Origin of the sequence: Acidaminococcus sp. AM05-11 (assembly GCF_003472805.1) — a bacterium.
In the GTDB taxonomy this organism is placed as follows: domain Bacteria; phylum Bacillota; class Negativicutes; order Acidaminococcales; family Acidaminococcaceae; genus Acidaminococcus; species Acidaminococcus hominis.
On the sequence record NZ_QRMX01000005.1, the window covers coordinates 149,232 to 166,073 of the forward strand.

Below are 16,842 nucleotides of genomic sequence, written 5' to 3' on the forward strand. Positions count from 1 at the left end.
GGTAAAGAACCCCATAAGAGCAGCACAGCCGTCCTTGGTTGTGCTGCCCCTTTTGTTTTGGGACAGGAACTGCTTCTCCGCCTTTAGATTGACACTGGCCTGTGGAAAGTTTATAATTTTTGTAGCAGGTCATGTAACTGACGGAAGTGGGTAAACCACAGGGAGCATGGCCCAAGACCGCCGACCGTCTGGGCAGAAAAGCTGACCCGGGATAGGTCGGTTTTTTCGTAAAAAAGGAGGAAAAGCATCTATGAAAGAATTGAAATTAAAGTACGGCTGCAACCCCAATCAGATTCCTGCCAGAATCTATATGGCTGGCGGTGAAGATCTGCCGATTACGGTGTTAAACGGCAACCCTGGCTATATCAACTTCCTGGATGCCTTCAACAGCTGGCAGCTGGTGCGGGAACTGAAAAAGGCCACGGGCCTGCCTTCTGCCGCTTCCTTTAAGCATGTGAGCCCGGCCGGTGCGGCTGTGGCCAGCCCGCTGAACGCAACCATGGAAAAGGTGTATGGGGTGGAGGGTTTGGAGCTGTCGCCTTTGGCTTCGGCCTATGTGCGGGCCAGAGGTGCTGACCGCATGTCCTCCTTTGGGGATTTTGTGGCGCTGTCCGACGTGTGCGACGTGGCTACGGCACGGGTGCTGAAGCACGAAGTGTCCGACGGGGTCATTGCCCCGGGCTACGAACCGGAAGCCCTGGAAATCCTGAAAAGCAAGAAAAAGGGCCGCTACAATGTAATTGAAATCGACCCGGATTATGAACCGGAAGAACTGGAAACCAAGCAGGTGTTTGGTATTACCTTTGAACAAAAACGCAACAATGACCAGATTACGGAAGCGCTGCTGCAAAACCGGCCGACCAAGAACAAGGAACTGCCGGAGGAAGCGGTCCGGGATCTGCTGATTGCCATGATTGCCCTGAAATACACCCAGTCCAACTCTGTGTGCTACGTCAAAGACGGCCAGACCATCGGCGTAGGCGCCGGCCAGCAGTCCCGGGTACACTGCACCCGGCTGGCAGGGGACAAGGCCGACAAATGGTGGCTGCGCCAAAGCCCCAAGGTCCTGGCGCTGCCCTTCAAACCGGGCCTCAGCCGTCCGGAAACGGACAACACCATTGACGTCTACACCTCTGACGAAGCGGAAGACGTGCTGGCCGACGGCAAGTGGCAACAATACTTTACGGAAAAACCGGAACCTATGACCCGGGAAGAACGGGCTGCCTGGATTGCCCAAAATACCGGGGTGTCCCTGGGTTCTGATGCCTTCTTCCCCTTCGGCGACAACATCGAACGGGCCTATAAGAGCGGCGTGGCCTATATTGCCCAAACTGGCGGCTCCATCCGGGACGACCTGGTGATTGCAGCCTGCGATGCCCACAACATCACCATGTGCATGACCGGCGTCCGTCTGTTCCATCATTAACACTTTTCGCCCGGCGTGGAGGTTTTTTAGGGAATTTGTTGACATCTGTTACTAAAAACCGTATAATTACCACCATAAACTATAAAGCTTGTAAACAATGACTATGACGGAAGAAAAGATGCGCAGTGAGATTTTCAGAGAGTCGGCGGCTGCTGTGAGCCGATAATCTGCTGGGCATGGATAACTGGTTCCTGAGTCGTCCGGGTGATACGTAGTCCGGAACGGGAGGTCCCGTTACAGACCTTAGCCTTAGCAGAGGTGAAAGGGTCAGCAGCGCTGACTGAAACAAGGGTGGTACCGCGTGGAAATTTTTCCCCGCCCCTAGACAATACCTGGGGGGCGGGGATTTTTGTTGCCCCCGGAAAACAAGGAGGAAACAAAAATGCAAAAACCCATTAAAAAATACATTCCTTTTCAGGGGGTATCCCTGCCGGACCGGACCTGGCCGGACAAAACCACTACCCAGCCGCCTATCTGGTGCAGCGTGGATCTGCGGGACGGGAACCAGGCCCTGGTAACCCCCATGCAGCTGGAAGAAAAGCTGCTGCTGTTTACCACCCTGGTGAAAATCGGCTTTAAGGAAATCGAGGTGGGATTTCCCTCAGCCTCCGAAACGGAATACGAAATCCTGCGCACCCTGATCGAGGACCACTATATCCCTGACGATGTAACCATCCAGGTGCTGGTCCAGGCCCGGCCGGAGCTGATTGAAAAGACCTTTGAGGCCGTAAGGGGCGCCAAGAACGTGATTATCCACTTCTACAATTCCACCTCCACCCTCCAGCGGAAAGTGGTGTTTGACAAGGAAATGGACGGCATCACCAAGATTGCCGTGGACGGGGCCAAGTTGATCCGGGAGCTGACGGAGAAGGAAGTGGCCAAAAGCGGCATGAACATCCGCTACGAGTACTCCCCGGAAAGCTTTACCGGCACGGAAACGGACTACGCTGTGGAAATCTGCGAAGCGGTGCTGGATACCCTGGGGGCCACGGCGGAAAAGCCGGTCATCATCAACCTGCCCTCCACGGTGGAAATGTCCACCCCCAATACGTATGCGGACCAGATTGAGTACTTCTGCCGGAAGCTGAAGGACCGCAGCCGGGCCATTATCAGTCTCCACCCCCACAACGACCGGGGCGAAGGGGTAGCCGCGGCAGAGCTGGCCCTGATGGCCGGCGGGGAACGGGTAGAGGGGACCCTGTTTGGCAACGGGGAACGGACCGGGAACGTGGATATTGTCACCCTGGCCCTGAATATGTACACCCACAATGTGGACCCCAAGCTGGACTTCTCCCATATCAACCGGATCAAGCGCATCTGCGAAAGTGTCACCAAAATGAAGGTCCACGAAAGACATCCCTACGCCGGGGAGCTGGTGTTCACCGCTTTCTCCGGGTCCCACCAGGACGCCATCCGCAAGGGCTTCAAGTACATGGCGGACACCAACAGCCGGTATTGGGAAGTGCCGTACCTGCCCATCAACCCGGCGGATATCCACCGGGAGTACGAACCGGTGATCCGCATCAACAGCCAGTCCGGCAAGGGGGGTGCCGCCTTTGTGATGCAGCAGGCGGTGGGCTACTACCTGCCCAAGGAAATGCACCCGGAATTTGGCCATATTGTTAAGGAAGCCGCCGACCAGTACGGGGACGAGCTGTCCGCCAGCCAGATTGTGGAGCTGTTCAACAAGGAATACGTGGATTTCCAGGGCAATTATCAGCTGGGCAAGCATCGGGTCTACGACAACCAGGAAGCCGCTGAGGACTCCAATACGGTGTTTGAGGGAGATGTGAAGGCCGGGGGCACCGACGTGCATATTATCGGCTCCGGCAACGGCCCCATCGATGCCTTCTTCAGCGCCCTCCACAAGATTGGGGTGGACGGCTACAGCTTCATCAACTACCACGAACACGCCATTTCCCAGGGCTCCAATTCCAAGGCCATTTCCTATATTGAGCTGGCCAAACCGGACGGCAAGCACATTTTTGGGGTAGGCATTCACCCCAATATCAACACCGCTTCCCTGTTAGGAATCATCAATGCCATCAACCGTTCAGAAAAATCTCTTGAGAAATGACTTGCACATTATGCCCAACCATGGTAGAATACTTTGGTAAAGCTTATTGGTGGAGGTGAAAACATGCCGAATATTAAGTCTTCCATTCGTAGTGTCAAGACTGATGCCGAACGACGCGCTGCCAATGGCCCGGTTAAAGCTGAAATCCGCAGCACCGCACGCAAGGTTGAAGCTTTTGCTGCTGCAGGATCCAAAGATGAGGCCCAGGCCACTTTGAAGGTAGCAACGAGCTTATTAGATAAAGCTGCTCGCAGAGGTACGGTGAATAAAAAAGCCGCAGCTCGCAAAAAGTCTCGTTTAGCAAAGAAAGTAAATGCAGTAAAATAAGATTGGCCAGGAAGGCTGACAACTCTTTACAGTTGCCGGCCTTTTTTGTCGTATAAAACAGGCAAAAGGCGCAGCCTTAGACAAGATGCGGCTTTTCATGATATAATAAACTATTCGATTGTAAATTCCAAAGCTTGAATTACCTTTTAGGGAGAGAAATAAGAATGGCCAAAAGCGATCATATCAGAAATTTTTCCATTATTGCCCATATTGACCATGGCAAGTCAACCTTGGCAGACCGGCTGATCGAGAAAACCGGAACCCTTTCCAAACGGGAAATGGAAGACCAGGTACTGGACTCCATGTCACTGGAAAGAGAACGGGGCATCACCATCAAGGATCAGGCTGTTCAGCTGCATTACCAGGCCAAAGACGGACAGGAGTATATGCTGAACTTGATCGACACCCCGGGGCATGTGGACTTTACCTACGAAGTATCCCGGGCCCTGGCTGCCTGCGAAGGGGCGCTGCTGGTGATTGACGCCACCCAGGGCATCGAAGCCCAAACCCTGGCCAATGTGTACCTGGCCATGGAGCACGACCTGGAAATCATTCCCGTCATCAACAAGGTGGACCTGCCCAGCGCAGATCCCCAGCGGGTGGAAAAGGAAGTAGAAGACGTGTTGGGTATTGACGCCAGCGACGCCGTCCTGTGCAGTGCCAAAACCGGCCTGGGCGTGGACGAAGTACTGGAAGCTGTGGTAAAGCGGGTACCGCCTCCCAAGGGCGACCCGGAAGCCCCTCTCCAGGCACTGATTTTCGACTCCAAGTTTGATGCCTACAAGGGCGTTATCCTCTACGTCCGGGTAATGAACGGGGTCCTGAAAACCGGTATGTCCATCCGGCTTATGGCTACCGGCAAGGTGTACGAGGTCACCGAGGTGGGCGTCTTCCGGCCGGCCATGGTGAATGTGGACCAGCTGGGCGAAGGCCAGGTAGGGTACCTGGCAGCCGCCATCAAGACCGTCAAGGACGCCCGGGTGGGCGACACGGTAACGGACAACAAACGGCCCGCCAAGGAGCCCCTGCCCGGCTACCGGAAAGCTACCCCCATGGTGTACTGCGGCCTGTACCCGGTGGACAACTCCGACTACGATAACCTGCGGGATGCCCTGGAAAAACTCCAGCTCAACGATGCGTCCCTGCTGTTTGAACCGGAAACCTCCTCGGCCCTGGGCTTTGGCTTCCGCTGCGGCTTTTTGGGCCTGCTGCACATGGACGTTATCAAGGAACGGCTGGAACGGGAGTACAATCTGACCCTCATTACCACCGCCCCCAACGTAATCTACGAAGTGGTGAAGACCAACGGGGACGTGGAAATGGTGGACAATCCGTCCCAGTTCCCCAATCCTACGGTGATTGAACACGTGGAAGAACCCTTTGTGAACGCCACCATCATTGTGCCCAAGGACTATGTGGGCGCAGTCATGGAACTGTCCCAGGAAAAACGGGGCGAATACGAGAATATGACCTACCTGGACGAAAACCGGGTGATGATCCATTACGCCCTGCCGCTTAGTGAAATCATTTTCGACTATTTTGACCGGCTGAAATCCGTATCCCGGGGCTACGCTTCCCTGGACTACGAACTCAGCGGCTACCGGCCTTCCGACATGGTGAAGGTGGATATTCTCCTGAACGGGGAAGGGGTGGACGCCCTGTCCGCCATTGTCCATCGGGACCGGGCCCAGGTCTGGGGCCGTGCCTTGGTAGAAAAGCTGCGGAAACTGATTCCCCGCCAGCTGTTTGAAATTCCCATCCAGGCAGCCATCGGCAGCAAGATTATCGCCCGGGAAAACGTCAGCGCCATGCGTAAGGACGTATTGGCCAAGTGCTACGGCGGCGATATTACCCGGAAACGGAAACTGCTGGAAAAACAGAAGGCTGGTAAGAAACGCATGAAGCAGGTGGGCTCTGTGGAACTGCCCCAGGAAGCCTTTATGGCCATCCTGAAGATGGATAAATAACCCAAAGCAGGAAAGCTCCTTGACCTGTGAACTACACTAGGAAATGCACCAAGGAAGAAGCTGCGAGATTGATACAGGCCCAAGGGGGCCGCGGGAGATGAGCAAACCAATGGAAATGTATAAACCCACCCAAGAGGTGATTTACGAATCCATCAGGAACCAGATTTGCAAGGGGGAGCTGCAGCCTGGTACGGAATTAAAACAAGTGGAATTGGCCCAGCAGTTTGGGGTATCTAGAATGCCCATCCGGGAGGCGCTGCAGAACCTGCTGGCCTCCGGGCTGGCTACCCGGCTGCAGAACCGGCACGTGGTCATTGCGGACGATGCCCGCAAGCTGGCCCTGGAGGAGCAGGGCACGGAAACGGGGGAAGTGGACCGGCCCCGGGTGAAGGCGGAACAGACGGCGAAAACCCAGGTTCCCATGAACAAGATTCATTTACTGCCTGCCCGGGAGCAGGTGGCTGCCTATTTGCGCAAAGCCATTCTGCGCCAGGAAATCCGGGAAGGCACCATCTTGAACCTGGCGGATACGGCCAGACAGATGGGGGTGTCCGTGACCCCCGTGCGGGAAGCCTTGCAGCTGCTGGCGGCCCAGGGACTGGTCCGGCTGCGGCCCAATAAGGGCGCCGTGGTCATGGGCATCAACGAAAAGGCCATTCGGGATCATTTTGCCGTCCGTACCCTTTTGGAAGGGGAGGCGGCCGCCCTGGCGGCCCGGCCGGGCAGCGATATTTCCGAGGTGGAGGAAGTGTACGCCGCCATGAAAAAGTGCATGGAAGAACAGCGCTACAGCGAGTACACCCACTACAACGAAAGCTTCCACATGGCCATTTGGCAGGCCTCGGACAATCCCAAGCTGGCCCAGATTCTGGCCAGCCTGTGGAACGGTTTATCCCTGGGCTTTCTGGTCAGCGAAAACGAATACGCCCAGATTTCCTTTGCGGAACATACCAAATTCATGGCTGCCCTTAGAGCCCACGATGCGGTAAAGGCCAAGAAGCTCATGCGGGCCCATATGGAACGGAGTATGGAAAACCTCCTGACCAACTATCGGAATACGGTTAATAAAGGATAAATGGATTTTTTTGGCTGCACAGGAAATGGGGAATGTCCTTGTGCGGTAGAATAATAGGAATAACAGGCACTGTTCTAGTTTGCAAGACTAGGGCGGTGCCTTTATTTGTACCCAATTATGAGAAAATTCAAATGTGCGTGTTGACAGGAGAAAAAATCAGCGGTATATTATGGCTATGAAATGGATACATTATCACATATCACATATGTATCCAAAATAAACAACGGAAATCAACACCCTGAAGGAGGAATTGTCATGACCCCGATTTCCATCACCTTGCTTCTCTTGCTTTTTGTCATCATCCTATTCGTTACCGAGAAACTCCCCCTGGCCGTAACATCCATGATTGCCCTGATCACCCTGGTGCTCACCGGCGTGCTTTCCCCCAAGGATGCTTTTGCCGGCTTTGTGGACAATAACCTGATCCTGTTCGTCGCCATGTTCATCATCGGCGGTGCCTTCTTTGAAACCGGCATGGCCAACAAGACCGGCGGCATTGTTACCAAGTTTGCCCATTCCGAACGGGAACTGATTGTAGCCGTGATGACCGTTACCGGTCTCATGAGCGGGTTCCTGTCCAACACCGGTACCGCTGCGGTATTGATTCCCGTGGTTATCGGTATTGCCGCCAAATCCGGTTTTGCCCGTTCCCGGCTGCTCCTGCCGTTAATCTTTGCAGCAGCCATGGGCGGCAACCTGAGCCTTATCGGCGCTCCCGGCAACCTGTTGGGCAAATCCGCCCTGCAAGCCATCGGCGCTGACATCGGCTTCTTCGAATACGGGTATGTAGGCCTGCCCATCCTGGTGGTTGGCATTGCCTTCTTCGCCACTGTAGGCTACAAATTCCTGCCCAACAAGAAACCTGGTTCTGAAGGCGAAAGCGTGTACGACGAAGCCCAAGACTTCTCCTCCGTACCGGCCTGGAAACAAAAAGCTTCCCTGATTATCATGGTACTCACCATCATCGCCATGATTTTCGAAAAACAAATCGGCATCAAATTCTATCTGTCCGGCTGCATCGGCGCCATCATCCTGGTAGCCACCGGCGTTATCTCTGAAAAACAAGCCTACAAATCCATCGACCTGCAAACCCTGTTCGTGTACGGCGGCACCCTGGCTCTGGCCAAGGCCCTGGAAAAAACCGGCGCCGGCGCCTACATTGCAGACTCCGTAATCGGCCTGTTGGGCTCCAACGCTTCTCCCTTCATGCTGCTGGCTGTAGTGCTGCTGCTGTCCTGCGTCATGACCAACTTCATGAGCAACTTTGCTACCGCAGCCCTCTTGATTCCCATCAGCCTGAACATCTCCGCTGCTATGGGCGCTGACCCCAAAGCTGTTATCGTAGCTACGGTTATCGGCAGCTCCCTGGCCTTTGCTACTCCCATCGGCATGCCGGCCAACATGATGGTCTTTGCCCCCGGCGGGTACAACTTCAACGACTACGTGAAAGCGGGCCTGCCCATGGTAATCGTAGGCTATGTAGTCTCCCTGATTCTGCTTCCCATCTTGTTCCCCTTCTACCATTAAGGAACAAGTACCTTAAATAGAGTATCCCAACCCATTTTGATTGTCCCAATAAGGAGGAAATGAACATGTCCAAAGAAGAACAAGTAAAACAGATGACCGACATTATGGCCAAATTTGTAGGCTATACGGCCAAGGTGCTGCCCGATGATGTAGCAGCCAAATTAAAGGAATTGGCATCCAAGGAAACGGTGCCCATTGCCAAGCTGCTGTATGAAACCTACGCCAAGAACCAGGAACTGGCCAAGGAACTGGATCGTCCTTCCTGCCAGGATACCGGCGTGCTGCAATACTTTGTAAAATGCGGCCAGAACTTCCCCCTGATCGGCCAACTGGAAGCCCTGCTGAAAGAAGCTACCGTACAGGCTACCTTTGCTACCCCGCTGCGCCACAACAGCGTAGAAACCTTTGACGAATACAACACCGGCAAGAACGTGGGCAAAGGCACTCCTACCGTATTCTGGGAAATCGTTCCGGACTCCGACACCTGCGAAATCGACACCTATATGGCTGGCGGCGGCTGCACCCTGCCGGGCCATGCCATGGTACTGATGCCGGGCGAAGGCTATGAAGGCGTTACCAAGTTCGTGCTGGAAAGAATGTACACCTATGGCCCCAATGCCTGCCCTCCTTTCCTGGTTGGCGTAGGCGTAGCCACCTCCGTGGAAACCGCTGCCCTGCTGTCCAAGAAAGCCCTGATGCGTCCTTTGGGCACCCACAACCCCAACCCCAGAGCTGCTGAAATGGAAGACCTGCTGGTGGACGGCATCAACAAGATTGGCCTGGGACCCCAAGGCATGACCGGTTCCGCTTCCGTATTGGGCGTGCACATCGAAAACACCGCCCGTCACCCGTCCGCTATCGGCGTAGCCATCAACATCGGCTGCTGGAACCATCGCCGCGGCCACATTATTTTCGATAAAGACCTGAACTACACCATCACTTCTCACAAGGGGGTACAATTATAATGGCTAATAAAATCGTTCTGCATACACCTATTAAATCCGAAGACCTGGTTGACCTGAAGATTGGCGATATCGTCTACCTGACCGGCAAGATTACCACCTGCCGGGATGTAGCCCACCGCCGGCTGATTGAAGAAAAGAGAGCCCTGCCCGTAAACCTGGAAGGCGGCGCTATTTTCCACGCAGGCCCCATCGTTCGCCCCATCCCTGGCAGCGAAGACCAATACGAAATGGTATCCATTGGACCTACCACTTCCATGCGTATGGAAAAGTTCGAAAAAGCCTTCATTGAACAAACTGGCGTAAAGCTGATTGTGGGCAAGGGTGGCATGGGCCAAGACACCATGGAAGCCTGCAAAGAACACAAAACCATTTTCTGCGTATTCCCTGCTGGCTGTGCTGTAGTTTCCGCTGTGCATTTCAAGAAAATCATTGATGCCCAATGGAAAGACCTGGGTATGCCGGAAACCCTGTGGACCAGCGAAGTAGAAGAATTGGGACCCTTGATCGTGGCTGTAGATACCCACGGCGGCAACCTGTTTGAAGAAAACAAGAAGCAATTCAAGGCCACCGCTGAGAAAGTCTATGAAGACATCAGCAAACACGTAGGTTTCATTAAATAAAGTAAGATGGGTACAAAAAAGTCATGCTGCGGCATGGCTTTTTTGTTTTACTGCCGCCGTTTTCTCCCCGGTCCCATTTGTGCTACAATAGGTAGGAACTTGCGAAATGTACAGAAAGAGGGGAGAACTCCATGCGGCCACGCTGGCAATTGTACCAAGGTATCTACATTCATATTCCTTTTTGCGTCCATAAATGCTGCTATTGTGATTTTGCTTCCTATCAGATCCAGTCTCCCCAGGTAATGGAAGCGTATACCCGGCGGCTGGTGGAGGAAATTCGCGCCTATGAGCCGGACCTGCCGCTGAGCCCTACGGCTACCATCTACTTTGGCGGTGGTACGCCCAGCGTCCTGCCCCCGGAGCTGCTGGCCCAAATTGTCCAGGCCCTGAAGGACCGGAGGTTCTGGCAGCACCCGGCAGAGGCTACCCTGGAAGCCAATCCGGGCACGGTAACCCTGGAAAGTCTCCGGGCCTATCGCCAGCTGGGCTTTGACCGGCTGAGTATGGGAATCCAATCCTTCCAGCCCGGGGAGCTGGCCCTGATGGGCCGTATCCACACGGCAGAGGAGGCGGCGGAGGCTGTGCAGCTGGCCCGGGAGGCCGGTTTTGCCCGGATTAGCGGGGACTTAATCTACGGGTATCCCACCCAGACCCTGGCGGGAGTCCAGGATTCCCTACAGAAGCTGATTGCCACCGGCGTGGACCATATTTCCGTCTACGGCCTGACTGTAGAGGAGGGGACCCAGCTGGAGCGGCAGCTGGCCAAGGGGCAGCTGAGCCTGCCCCCTGACGAGGCGGTGGACGCCATGTACGACTACCTGATGGACGCCCTGCCCCAGGCCGGGTACCAGCGCTACGAAATCGCCAACTTCGCCCGGCCCGGCCAGGAGTCCCTCCACAACCAGGTATACTGGCATTACCTGCCCTATATGGCCTTTGGCTGCGGGGCCTGCCGGTTTAATGGTAAGCGTCGGGAAACCAATCCTGCGGGTATCCGGGAATATATTGAAGGAAAACCCCTGGAAGTGGAAACCCTCACCCCGGAAATCCGTCGGGAGGAGCTGGTCTTTATGAGCCTGAGAACCCGGCAGGGGCTGAACCTGATGGAGTTTCAGGAGCGCACGGGAACGGCCTTCTTTCCCTTTTATGAAACAGCCTGGGAGGAGTGCCAATCCCGGGGCTGGCTGGAGCAGGAGGGGGACAATATCCACCTGACGCCCCAGGGCATGCGCTTTGGGAATCTGGCCTTTGAGACTTTTCTCACGGTGCCGCCGGAGGCTAAAAAAGAAAAAAATATTTAGTCAAAAGTATTGACAATTTGACTAAATAGGTGTATCTTTACCATTAGATGTTAGCACTCCAATGGTTTGAGTGCTAACAATCTAGAAAAGAGATGATTACAGTGCTAAGTGACCGCAAGAAAAAAATACTTCAACTCATCATTGAAGATTATATCGAAACGGCTGAGCCTGTAGGATCTCGCACCATCGCCAGAAAATACAACCTGGGAATCAGCCCCGCTACCATCAGGAACGAAATGTCCGACCTGGAGCTTTTGGGCTATTTGGAGCAGCCGCACACTTCGGCTGGCCGGATTCCCTCCGCAGCAGCCTACCGCTACTACGTGGATTCTCTGGTGAAACCGGACACCCTCTCACCCAATGATGTGGCGCTGATCAACAGCTGGTACCGGGAACGGGTACACAGCATCGACGACATTTTTCAGTCCACCGCCAAGATATTATCCAGGATGAGCAAGAACGTGTCCGTGGTGCTGGCCAACAAGGACCGGGAAAGTGCTTTTTCCTATATCCGGTTCCTGCCCCTGAATGAGCATCAAGCCATTTTGTGCATCGTAGAAGATGACGGGCAGATGGATAATGGTGTAATCCAAATCCCTGCCGGCATGAGCAAGATGGAAATGGATGCCCTGGCAGAACGGGTGACCAACAGACTTCATGGGATGAAGCTGAACGATATCACCGATGCGGTTCTGCAAGAAGTGCGCGACACCCTCCAAGGGGACAAAGCCCTGTACGTTTCCCTGATCAAGGGAATCCGGCAAATGCAGTCCGGACAAAGTGAGGACAAGATGTTCCTGGGAGGCACCAAGCAGCTGCTGAGCCAGCCGGAATTTCGGGATCCAGAACGGATCAAGGAGCTGCTCAGCGTCCTGGAAGAGGAGCAGATGCTCAAGGATATGCTGAAAGCGGACAGTGCCCATTCGGGCATGCGCGTGACCATTGGCAGCGAAAACAAATTCTCCGGCATTCAAGATTGCAGCATGATTCAGGCCACCTACCGGCTGAACGGACAGGTGATTGGAACCCTGGCCGTACTGGGGCCAACCCGCATGGAGTACAAGAAAGTAATTTCCGTTATGGATTACCTGCATGATTACCTACGGGTGGTTATGAGTAAAATAGACGAAAAGTAGGGAGGAACTATGGTAGAAGAACAGCAGAAGGTAAAAGAAGAAACTACTGCCGCAGCTGAAACTGAAGCACAGGCACAAGCCGCCGCACAGGCTGCTGAAAAGGCAGATGCCAAGGCCCAGACTGAGGACGGCAAAGCAGAAGCCGTGGATCCCAAGGATGCCAAGCTTGACGCACAGGCCAAGGAAATCCAGGACCTGCAAAACCGTCTTTTAAGATTGCAGGCAGATTTCGATAACTTCAGAAAGCGCAACAATGAAGAACGGGAACAGCTGAGCCAGTTTGTTACGGCCCAGGTTTCCAAGGAGTTTTTGAAGGTGCTGGACAACTTCGAACGGGCGGAAGAAAGCCTGAAGAACTCCACTGATACCAGCGCCATCCAAGTGGGGATGGAAAAAATCCACAAGCAGTTTGAAAAAGCCCTCAAGAATCTGTCCATCGAGGAAATTCCTGCGGAAGGAAAACCCTTCGATCCCAACATTCATGAGGCCGTTATGCAGGGCGGGAACCCTGACCTGCCGGATGAAAGCGTGGATCTGGTCCTGGAAAAGGGCTACAAGATCGGCGACAAGGTCATCCGCCATTCCAAGGTTCGTGTTGTGCGTAACTCTTAATCAATAGATAACCTTTGCGTAAAGCGTAAGAAGCGAGATTTGACAGGAGGAATTCATTATGTCTAAGATTATAGGTATTGACTTAGGTACCACCAACTCCGTTGTAGCCGTTATGGAAGGCGGCGAACCTACGGTAATCACCACCCAGGAAGGCGGCCGTCTGACTCCTTCCGTTGTAGGCTTCACCAAAAATGGTGAAAGACTGGTAGGCCAGCTGGCCAAACGCCAGGCTGTGTCCAACCCGGAACGGACCATCAGCTCCATCAAACGGCACATGGGCACCAAATACACCGTGACCATTGATGGCAAGGACTACACCCCGGAACAGATTTCTGCCATGATTCTGGAAAAGATGAAGGGCGATGCAGAACGCTACCTGGGCGAAAAAGTAACGGAAGCCGTTATTACGGTTCCTGCCTACTTCAACGACAGCCAACGGCAGGCCACCAAGGACGCTGGCCGGATTGCCGGTTTGGAAGTAAAACGGATTATCAACGAACCTACCGCAGCTGCACTGGCTTACGGCATTGATAAGACCGATGACCATACCATCCTGGTTTATGACCTGGGCGGCGGCACCTTCGATGTGTCCATTTTGGAACTGGGCGACGGCGTATTCGAAGTAAAATCCACCAACGGTGATACCCACCTGGGCGGCGATGACTTCGACCAGCGCATCATGAACTGGATGACCGACGAATTCAAGAAAGACACCGGCATTGACCTGACCGGCGACAAGATGGCTATGCAGCGGATTCGTGAAGCTGCTGAAAAGGCCAAGATTGAACTGTCCAACATGCTGACCACCAACATCAACCTGCCGTTCATTACCGCAGGCGCCAATGGCCCGCAGCATCTGGATATGGACCTGACCAGAGCCAAATTTGACGAAATGACCAGCGACCTGGTTGACCGGACCATCGACTGCACCCACAGAGCCCTGTCCGATGCTAACCTGAGCCCCAAAGACATCAACAAGATTCTGCTGGTAGGCGGTTCTTCCCGTATTCCTGCTGTTCAGGAAGCCATCAAGAGAACCCTGGGCCAGGATCCTGCTCACGGCGTAAACCCTGATGAATGCGTTGCTATGGGCGCTGCCATTCAGGCCGGCGTACTGGCAGGCGATGTAAAAGACGTTCTGCTGCTGGATGTTACTCCTCTGTCCCTGGGTATTGAAACCATGGGCGGCGTAATGACCAAGATCATTGACCGGAACACCACCATTCCTACCTCCAAGAAACAGGTATTCTCCACCGCTGCTGATAACCAGCCGGCTGTAGATATCCATGTACTGCAAGGCGAACGGGAAATGGCTGCCGACAACAAGACCCTGGGTCGTTTCGAACTGGGTGGCATTCCTGCTGCTCCCCGGGGAGTACCTCAAATCGAAGTTGCTTTCGATATCGATGCCAACGGTATCGTTAACGTAAGCGCCAAGGATTTGGGCACCGGCAAGGAACAAAAGATTACCATTACGTCTTCTGGCAGCCTGAGCAAGGAAGAAGTGGACAAGATGGTGAAGGAAGCTGCTGCCAACGAAGCAGCCGATAAGAAACGCAAGGAAGCCGTTGAAGCCAAGAACCAGGCTGATACCCTGATCTACCAGGCTGAAAAGACGGTAAAAGATATGAACGGCAAGGGTCATGACGACCTGGTGAAGAAGGTAGAAGACGCCATCGCTTCCCTGAAGGAAACCCTGAAGTCCGACGATACCGACAAGATTAAAGCTGGTACCGAAGCCCTGCAAAAACCGCTGTATGACCTGTCCGCAGAACTGTACAAACAAAACCAGAACACCGGTGCTGGTGCCGGCGCAGGCGCTAATGCTGGCGCAGGTGCAGGTGCCCAAGGCAGCGAAAGCAAGAAAGCCGACGACGATGTAGTTGACGCTGAAGTTGTGGACGACGACAAGAAATAAGCTTTCCTAGAGGGAGATACTGATGGCAGACAAGAGAGATTATTATGAAGTGCTGGGTGTGTCCAAAAACGCAACCGCAGATGAGCTGAAGAAGGCTTATCACAAACTGGCACGTAAGTATCATCCTGATCTGAACAAAGACAACCCCGAGGCAGCGGAGAAGTTCAAGGAAGCCAACGAAGCCTACAGCGTACTCAGCGATCCCCAAAAGAGAGCCGCCTATGACCAATACGGCCATGCGGCTTTCCAGAACGGGGGAGGCGCCGGGGCTGCTGGCGGGAACCCCTTCCAGGGTTTCCAGGGCTTTGGCGGCGGCTTTGGCGGCGAAGGCATGGACGACATCTTCAATATGTTCTTTGGCGGAGCAGGCGGCCGCAGCCGGAGTCAGGCTGACCGGGGCCCGCGCCAGGGTTCGGATTTGCGGATGGATATGCAGATTACCTTTGAGGAAGCTGCCTTTGGCACCGAAAAGAAGGTTCGCCTGAACCGGGAGGAGGAGTGCTCGGACTGTCATGGTACGGGTGCTGCTCCCGGCAGCGAGCCGGAGGTCTGCCCTCAATGCCATGGTACAGGGGAGATTCGGGTTACCCAGAATTCTCTCTTTGGCCAGGTGGTCAACGTGCATACCTGCCCCAAATGTAATGGTACGGGCAAGATTGTCACCAACCCCTGCAAGTCCTGCCATGGTACTGGCCGGGTAAAGAAGAAGAGAGAACTGAAGGTCAAGATTCCTGCGGGCGTGGATAATGGATCCCGGCTGCGGGTTGGCGGCGAAGGGGAAGCAGGCTTCCGGGGCGGACGCCCTGGGGATCTGTACGTATACCTGTACGTGAAACCCCACAAGTTCTTTGAACGAGATGGTACTACGGTCACTTGTGAAGTGCCTATCAGCATTGTCCAGGCAGCCCTGGGCGATGAAATCAAGGTACCGACCCTGTATGGCCAGGTTACGGTGAAGATTCCGGAAGGGACCCAGCCCAATAAGGTGCTGCGCCTGAAAGGAAAAGGGATTCCCAGCCTGCGTACAGGACAAAAAGGCGACCAGCTGGTACGGGTAAAGGTGGTTGTGCCTACGGGCCTCAGCGATGGACAAAAAGATGCACTGAAGAAGTTCGCAGAAGCCGGCGGCAGCAACATCAACCCGGAAGAAAAAAGCTTTATGAACAAAATAAGAGATTTGTTCAAATAGGATTGAAACAGGACCGTTCCTTGAGGAGCGGCCCTGTTTTTTTCTGGGTGCAAATGGAAAATGGGTAGCCAAACAAAACACAAAGCAATTAATTATAAAAACACTAAGAAGAATATTATGTGTTTGGACCGCAGAAATACAAGGAGTTTGACATATCGAGCGTTTTGTTATATTCATTTCACAATTAATTCAAAAAATAGGGGTTTATTTTTTGCGGCTAATGCGTTATACTTTAACTGTAACAGGGATTACCCCTCCTTGTTACATCTTCCCCATCAAATCATCATAAACAACTTCCTTTCGAAAAAGAGCTTTCTGCTTCCCCAGGCAGAAGGCTCTTTTTCTGTCCGGAGTTTGTCCGGGTGAGGTGTAGTGCAATCCGCGGACATTTTTGGGGGGATTTGAAAGGAAAAAATTAAACTTCCTTAGTGGTTCGCAGCTAGCTGTTCATCTGCACTCAAAGAGCTTGATTCACAGACTGCTATCACATGGTTCACATTAACCAAGAATCCCTTTGAAAAATTGTTGGACTCTTAGATGTGAGCGCAACGCTTTAAAGGGGGGGGTGCCCAAACGGTTTTCAGTTCTTCTCAATACTAATACTACAGTTCAGTTAGCAGCTGATCAGTAGTGGCTTGAATGCCTTCTGCAAGCGTGGTGTGCTCCCCGTCAAGTAGACAGTTCCTAATAATATAAACCTCT

13 protein-coding genes, 1 pseudogene, 1 riboswitch and 1 other annotated feature are annotated in these 16,842 nt (G+C 53.7%); all 14 genes and pseudogenes read left to right on the forward strand.

The window, feature by feature from the left end:
- The first annotated feature begins 123 nt into the window (after positions 1–123).
- Positions 124–201: riboswitch (ZMP/ZTP riboswitch) on the forward strand.
- A gap of 49 nt (positions 202–250) precedes the next feature.
- The gene (locus tag DW089_RS04755) at positions 251–1,426 is read left to right on the forward strand and encodes a phosphoribosylaminoimidazolecarboxamide formyltransferase (protein ID WP_105327264.1); all 1,176 of its coding nucleotides are present in this window, start codon (positions 251–253) and stop codon (positions 1,424–1,426) included.
- 94 nt (positions 1,427–1,520) lie between these two features.
- Positions 1,521–1,752: a binding site (T-box leader), on the forward strand.
- A 56-nt stretch (positions 1,753–1,808) separates the two neighbouring features.
- A complete protein-coding gene (gene leuA / locus DW089_RS04760) occupies positions 1,809–3,503 on the forward strand; it encodes a 2-isopropylmalate synthase (RefSeq protein WP_118286870.1) in 1,695 nt (564 codons plus the stop codon).
- A gap of 63 nt (positions 3,504–3,566) precedes the next feature.
- The gene (gene rpsT, locus DW089_RS04765) at positions 3,567–3,830 is read left to right on the forward strand and encodes a 30S ribosomal protein S20 (RefSeq protein ID WP_105327266.1); all 264 of its coding nucleotides are present in this window, start codon (positions 3,567–3,569) and stop codon (positions 3,828–3,830) included.
- Positions 3,831–3,994: 164 nt separating this feature from the next.
- Positions 3,995–5,797 (forward strand): translation elongation factor 4, encoded by a 1,803-nt coding sequence (gene lepA, locus DW089_RS04770; protein WP_105327267.1) that lies wholly within the window; start codon positions 3,995–3,997, stop codon positions 5,795–5,797.
- Between the two features lie 115 nt (positions 5,798–5,912).
- Positions 5,913–6,044 (forward strand): annotated as a pseudogene (locus DW089_RS11790) (GntR family transcriptional regulator); the annotation flags it as partial.
- A 174-nt stretch (positions 6,045–6,218) separates the two neighbouring features.
- Positions 6,219–6,872, forward strand: coding sequence for a GntR family transcriptional regulator (locus DW089_RS04775; RefSeq protein WP_370450904.1), 654 nt, complete (start codon positions 6,219–6,221; stop codon positions 6,870–6,872).
- A gap of 255 nt (positions 6,873–7,127) precedes the next feature.
- Entirely contained in the window at positions 7,128–8,399 is a 1,272-nt protein-coding gene (locus DW089_RS04780; RefSeq protein WP_118286872.1) for an SLC13 family permease, read from the forward strand.
- 65 nt (positions 8,400–8,464) lie between these two features.
- Entirely contained in the window at positions 8,465–9,364 is a 900-nt protein-coding gene (gene ttdA, locus DW089_RS04785) for a L(+)-tartrate dehydratase subunit alpha (RefSeq protein WP_118286873.1), read from the forward strand.
- The gene (ttdB, locus tag DW089_RS04790; RefSeq protein WP_105327271.1) at positions 9,364–9,984 is read left to right on the forward strand and encodes a L(+)-tartrate dehydratase subunit beta; all 621 of its coding nucleotides are present in this window, start codon (positions 9,364–9,366) and stop codon (positions 9,982–9,984) included. Before ttdA ends, ttdB begins: the two co-directional genes overlap by 1 nt.
- 131 nt (positions 9,985–10,115) lie before the next feature.
- On the forward strand, positions 10,116–11,285 hold the full coding sequence (gene hemW / locus DW089_RS04795; protein WP_118286874.1) for a radical SAM family heme chaperone HemW: 1,170 nt from the start codon (positions 10,116–10,118) through the stop codon (positions 11,283–11,285).
- Between the two features lie 92 nt (positions 11,286–11,377).
- Entirely contained in the window at positions 11,378–12,421 is a 1,044-nt protein-coding gene (hrcA, locus tag DW089_RS04800) for a heat-inducible transcriptional repressor HrcA (RefSeq protein WP_105327273.1), read from the forward strand.
- 9 nt (positions 12,422–12,430) lie between these two features.
- Positions 12,431–13,033, forward strand: coding sequence for a nucleotide exchange factor GrpE (gene grpE, locus DW089_RS04805; protein WP_118286875.1), 603 nt, complete (start codon positions 12,431–12,433; stop codon positions 13,031–13,033).
- Between the two features lie 58 nt (positions 13,034–13,091).
- Entirely contained in the window at positions 13,092–14,951 is a 1,860-nt protein-coding gene (dnaK, locus tag DW089_RS04810) for a molecular chaperone DnaK (protein ID WP_105327275.1), read from the forward strand.
- A 22-nt stretch (positions 14,952–14,973) separates the two neighbouring features.
- Complete coding sequence (gene dnaJ, locus DW089_RS04815) at positions 14,974–16,140, forward strand: molecular chaperone DnaJ (protein ID WP_105327276.1); 1,167 nt, start codon at positions 14,974–14,976, stop codon at positions 16,138–16,140.
- Positions 16,141–16,842 lie beyond the last annotated feature (702 nt).

What these genes read in the sequence shown, in the direction of transcription:
- DW089_RS04755 (WP_105327264.1), top strand. Translation starts at nt 251, where the DNA reads ATGAAAGAATTGAAATTAAAGTACGGCTGCAACCCCAATCAGATTCCT.
- leuA (WP_118286870.1), top strand. Translation starts at nt 1,809, where the DNA reads ATGCAAAAACCCATTAAAAAATACATTCCTTTTCAGGGGGTATCCCTG.
- rpsT (WP_105327266.1), top strand. Translation starts at nt 3,567, where the DNA reads ATGCCGAATATTAAGTCTTCCATTCGTAGTGTCAAGACTGATGCCGAA.
- lepA (WP_105327267.1), top strand. Translation starts at nt 3,995, where the DNA reads ATGGCCAAAAGCGATCATATCAGAAATTTTTCCATTATTGCCCATATT.
- DW089_RS04775 (WP_370450904.1), top strand. Translation starts at nt 6,219, where the DNA reads ATGAACAAGATTCATTTACTGCCTGCCCGGGAGCAGGTGGCTGCCTAT.
- DW089_RS04780 (WP_118286872.1), top strand. Translation starts at nt 7,128, where the DNA reads ATGACCCCGATTTCCATCACCTTGCTTCTCTTGCTTTTTGTCATCATC.
- ttdA (WP_118286873.1), top strand. Translation starts at nt 8,465, where the DNA reads ATGTCCAAAGAAGAACAAGTAAAACAGATGACCGACATTATGGCCAAA.
- ttdB (WP_105327271.1), top strand. Translation starts at nt 9,364, where the DNA reads ATGGCTAATAAAATCGTTCTGCATACACCTATTAAATCCGAAGACCTG.
- hemW (WP_118286874.1), top strand. Translation starts at nt 10,116, where the DNA reads ATGCGGCCACGCTGGCAATTGTACCAAGGTATCTACATTCATATTCCT.
- hrcA (WP_105327273.1), top strand. Translation starts at nt 11,378, where the DNA reads ATGATTACAGTGCTAAGTGACCGCAAGAAAAAAATACTTCAACTCATC.
- grpE (WP_118286875.1), top strand. Translation starts at nt 12,431, where the DNA reads ATGGTAGAAGAACAGCAGAAGGTAAAAGAAGAAACTACTGCCGCAGCT.
- dnaK (WP_105327275.1), top strand. Translation starts at nt 13,092, where the DNA reads ATGTCTAAGATTATAGGTATTGACTTAGGTACCACCAACTCCGTTGTA.
- dnaJ (WP_105327276.1), top strand. Translation starts at nt 14,974, where the DNA reads ATGGCAGACAAGAGAGATTATTATGAAGTGCTGGGTGTGTCCAAAAAC.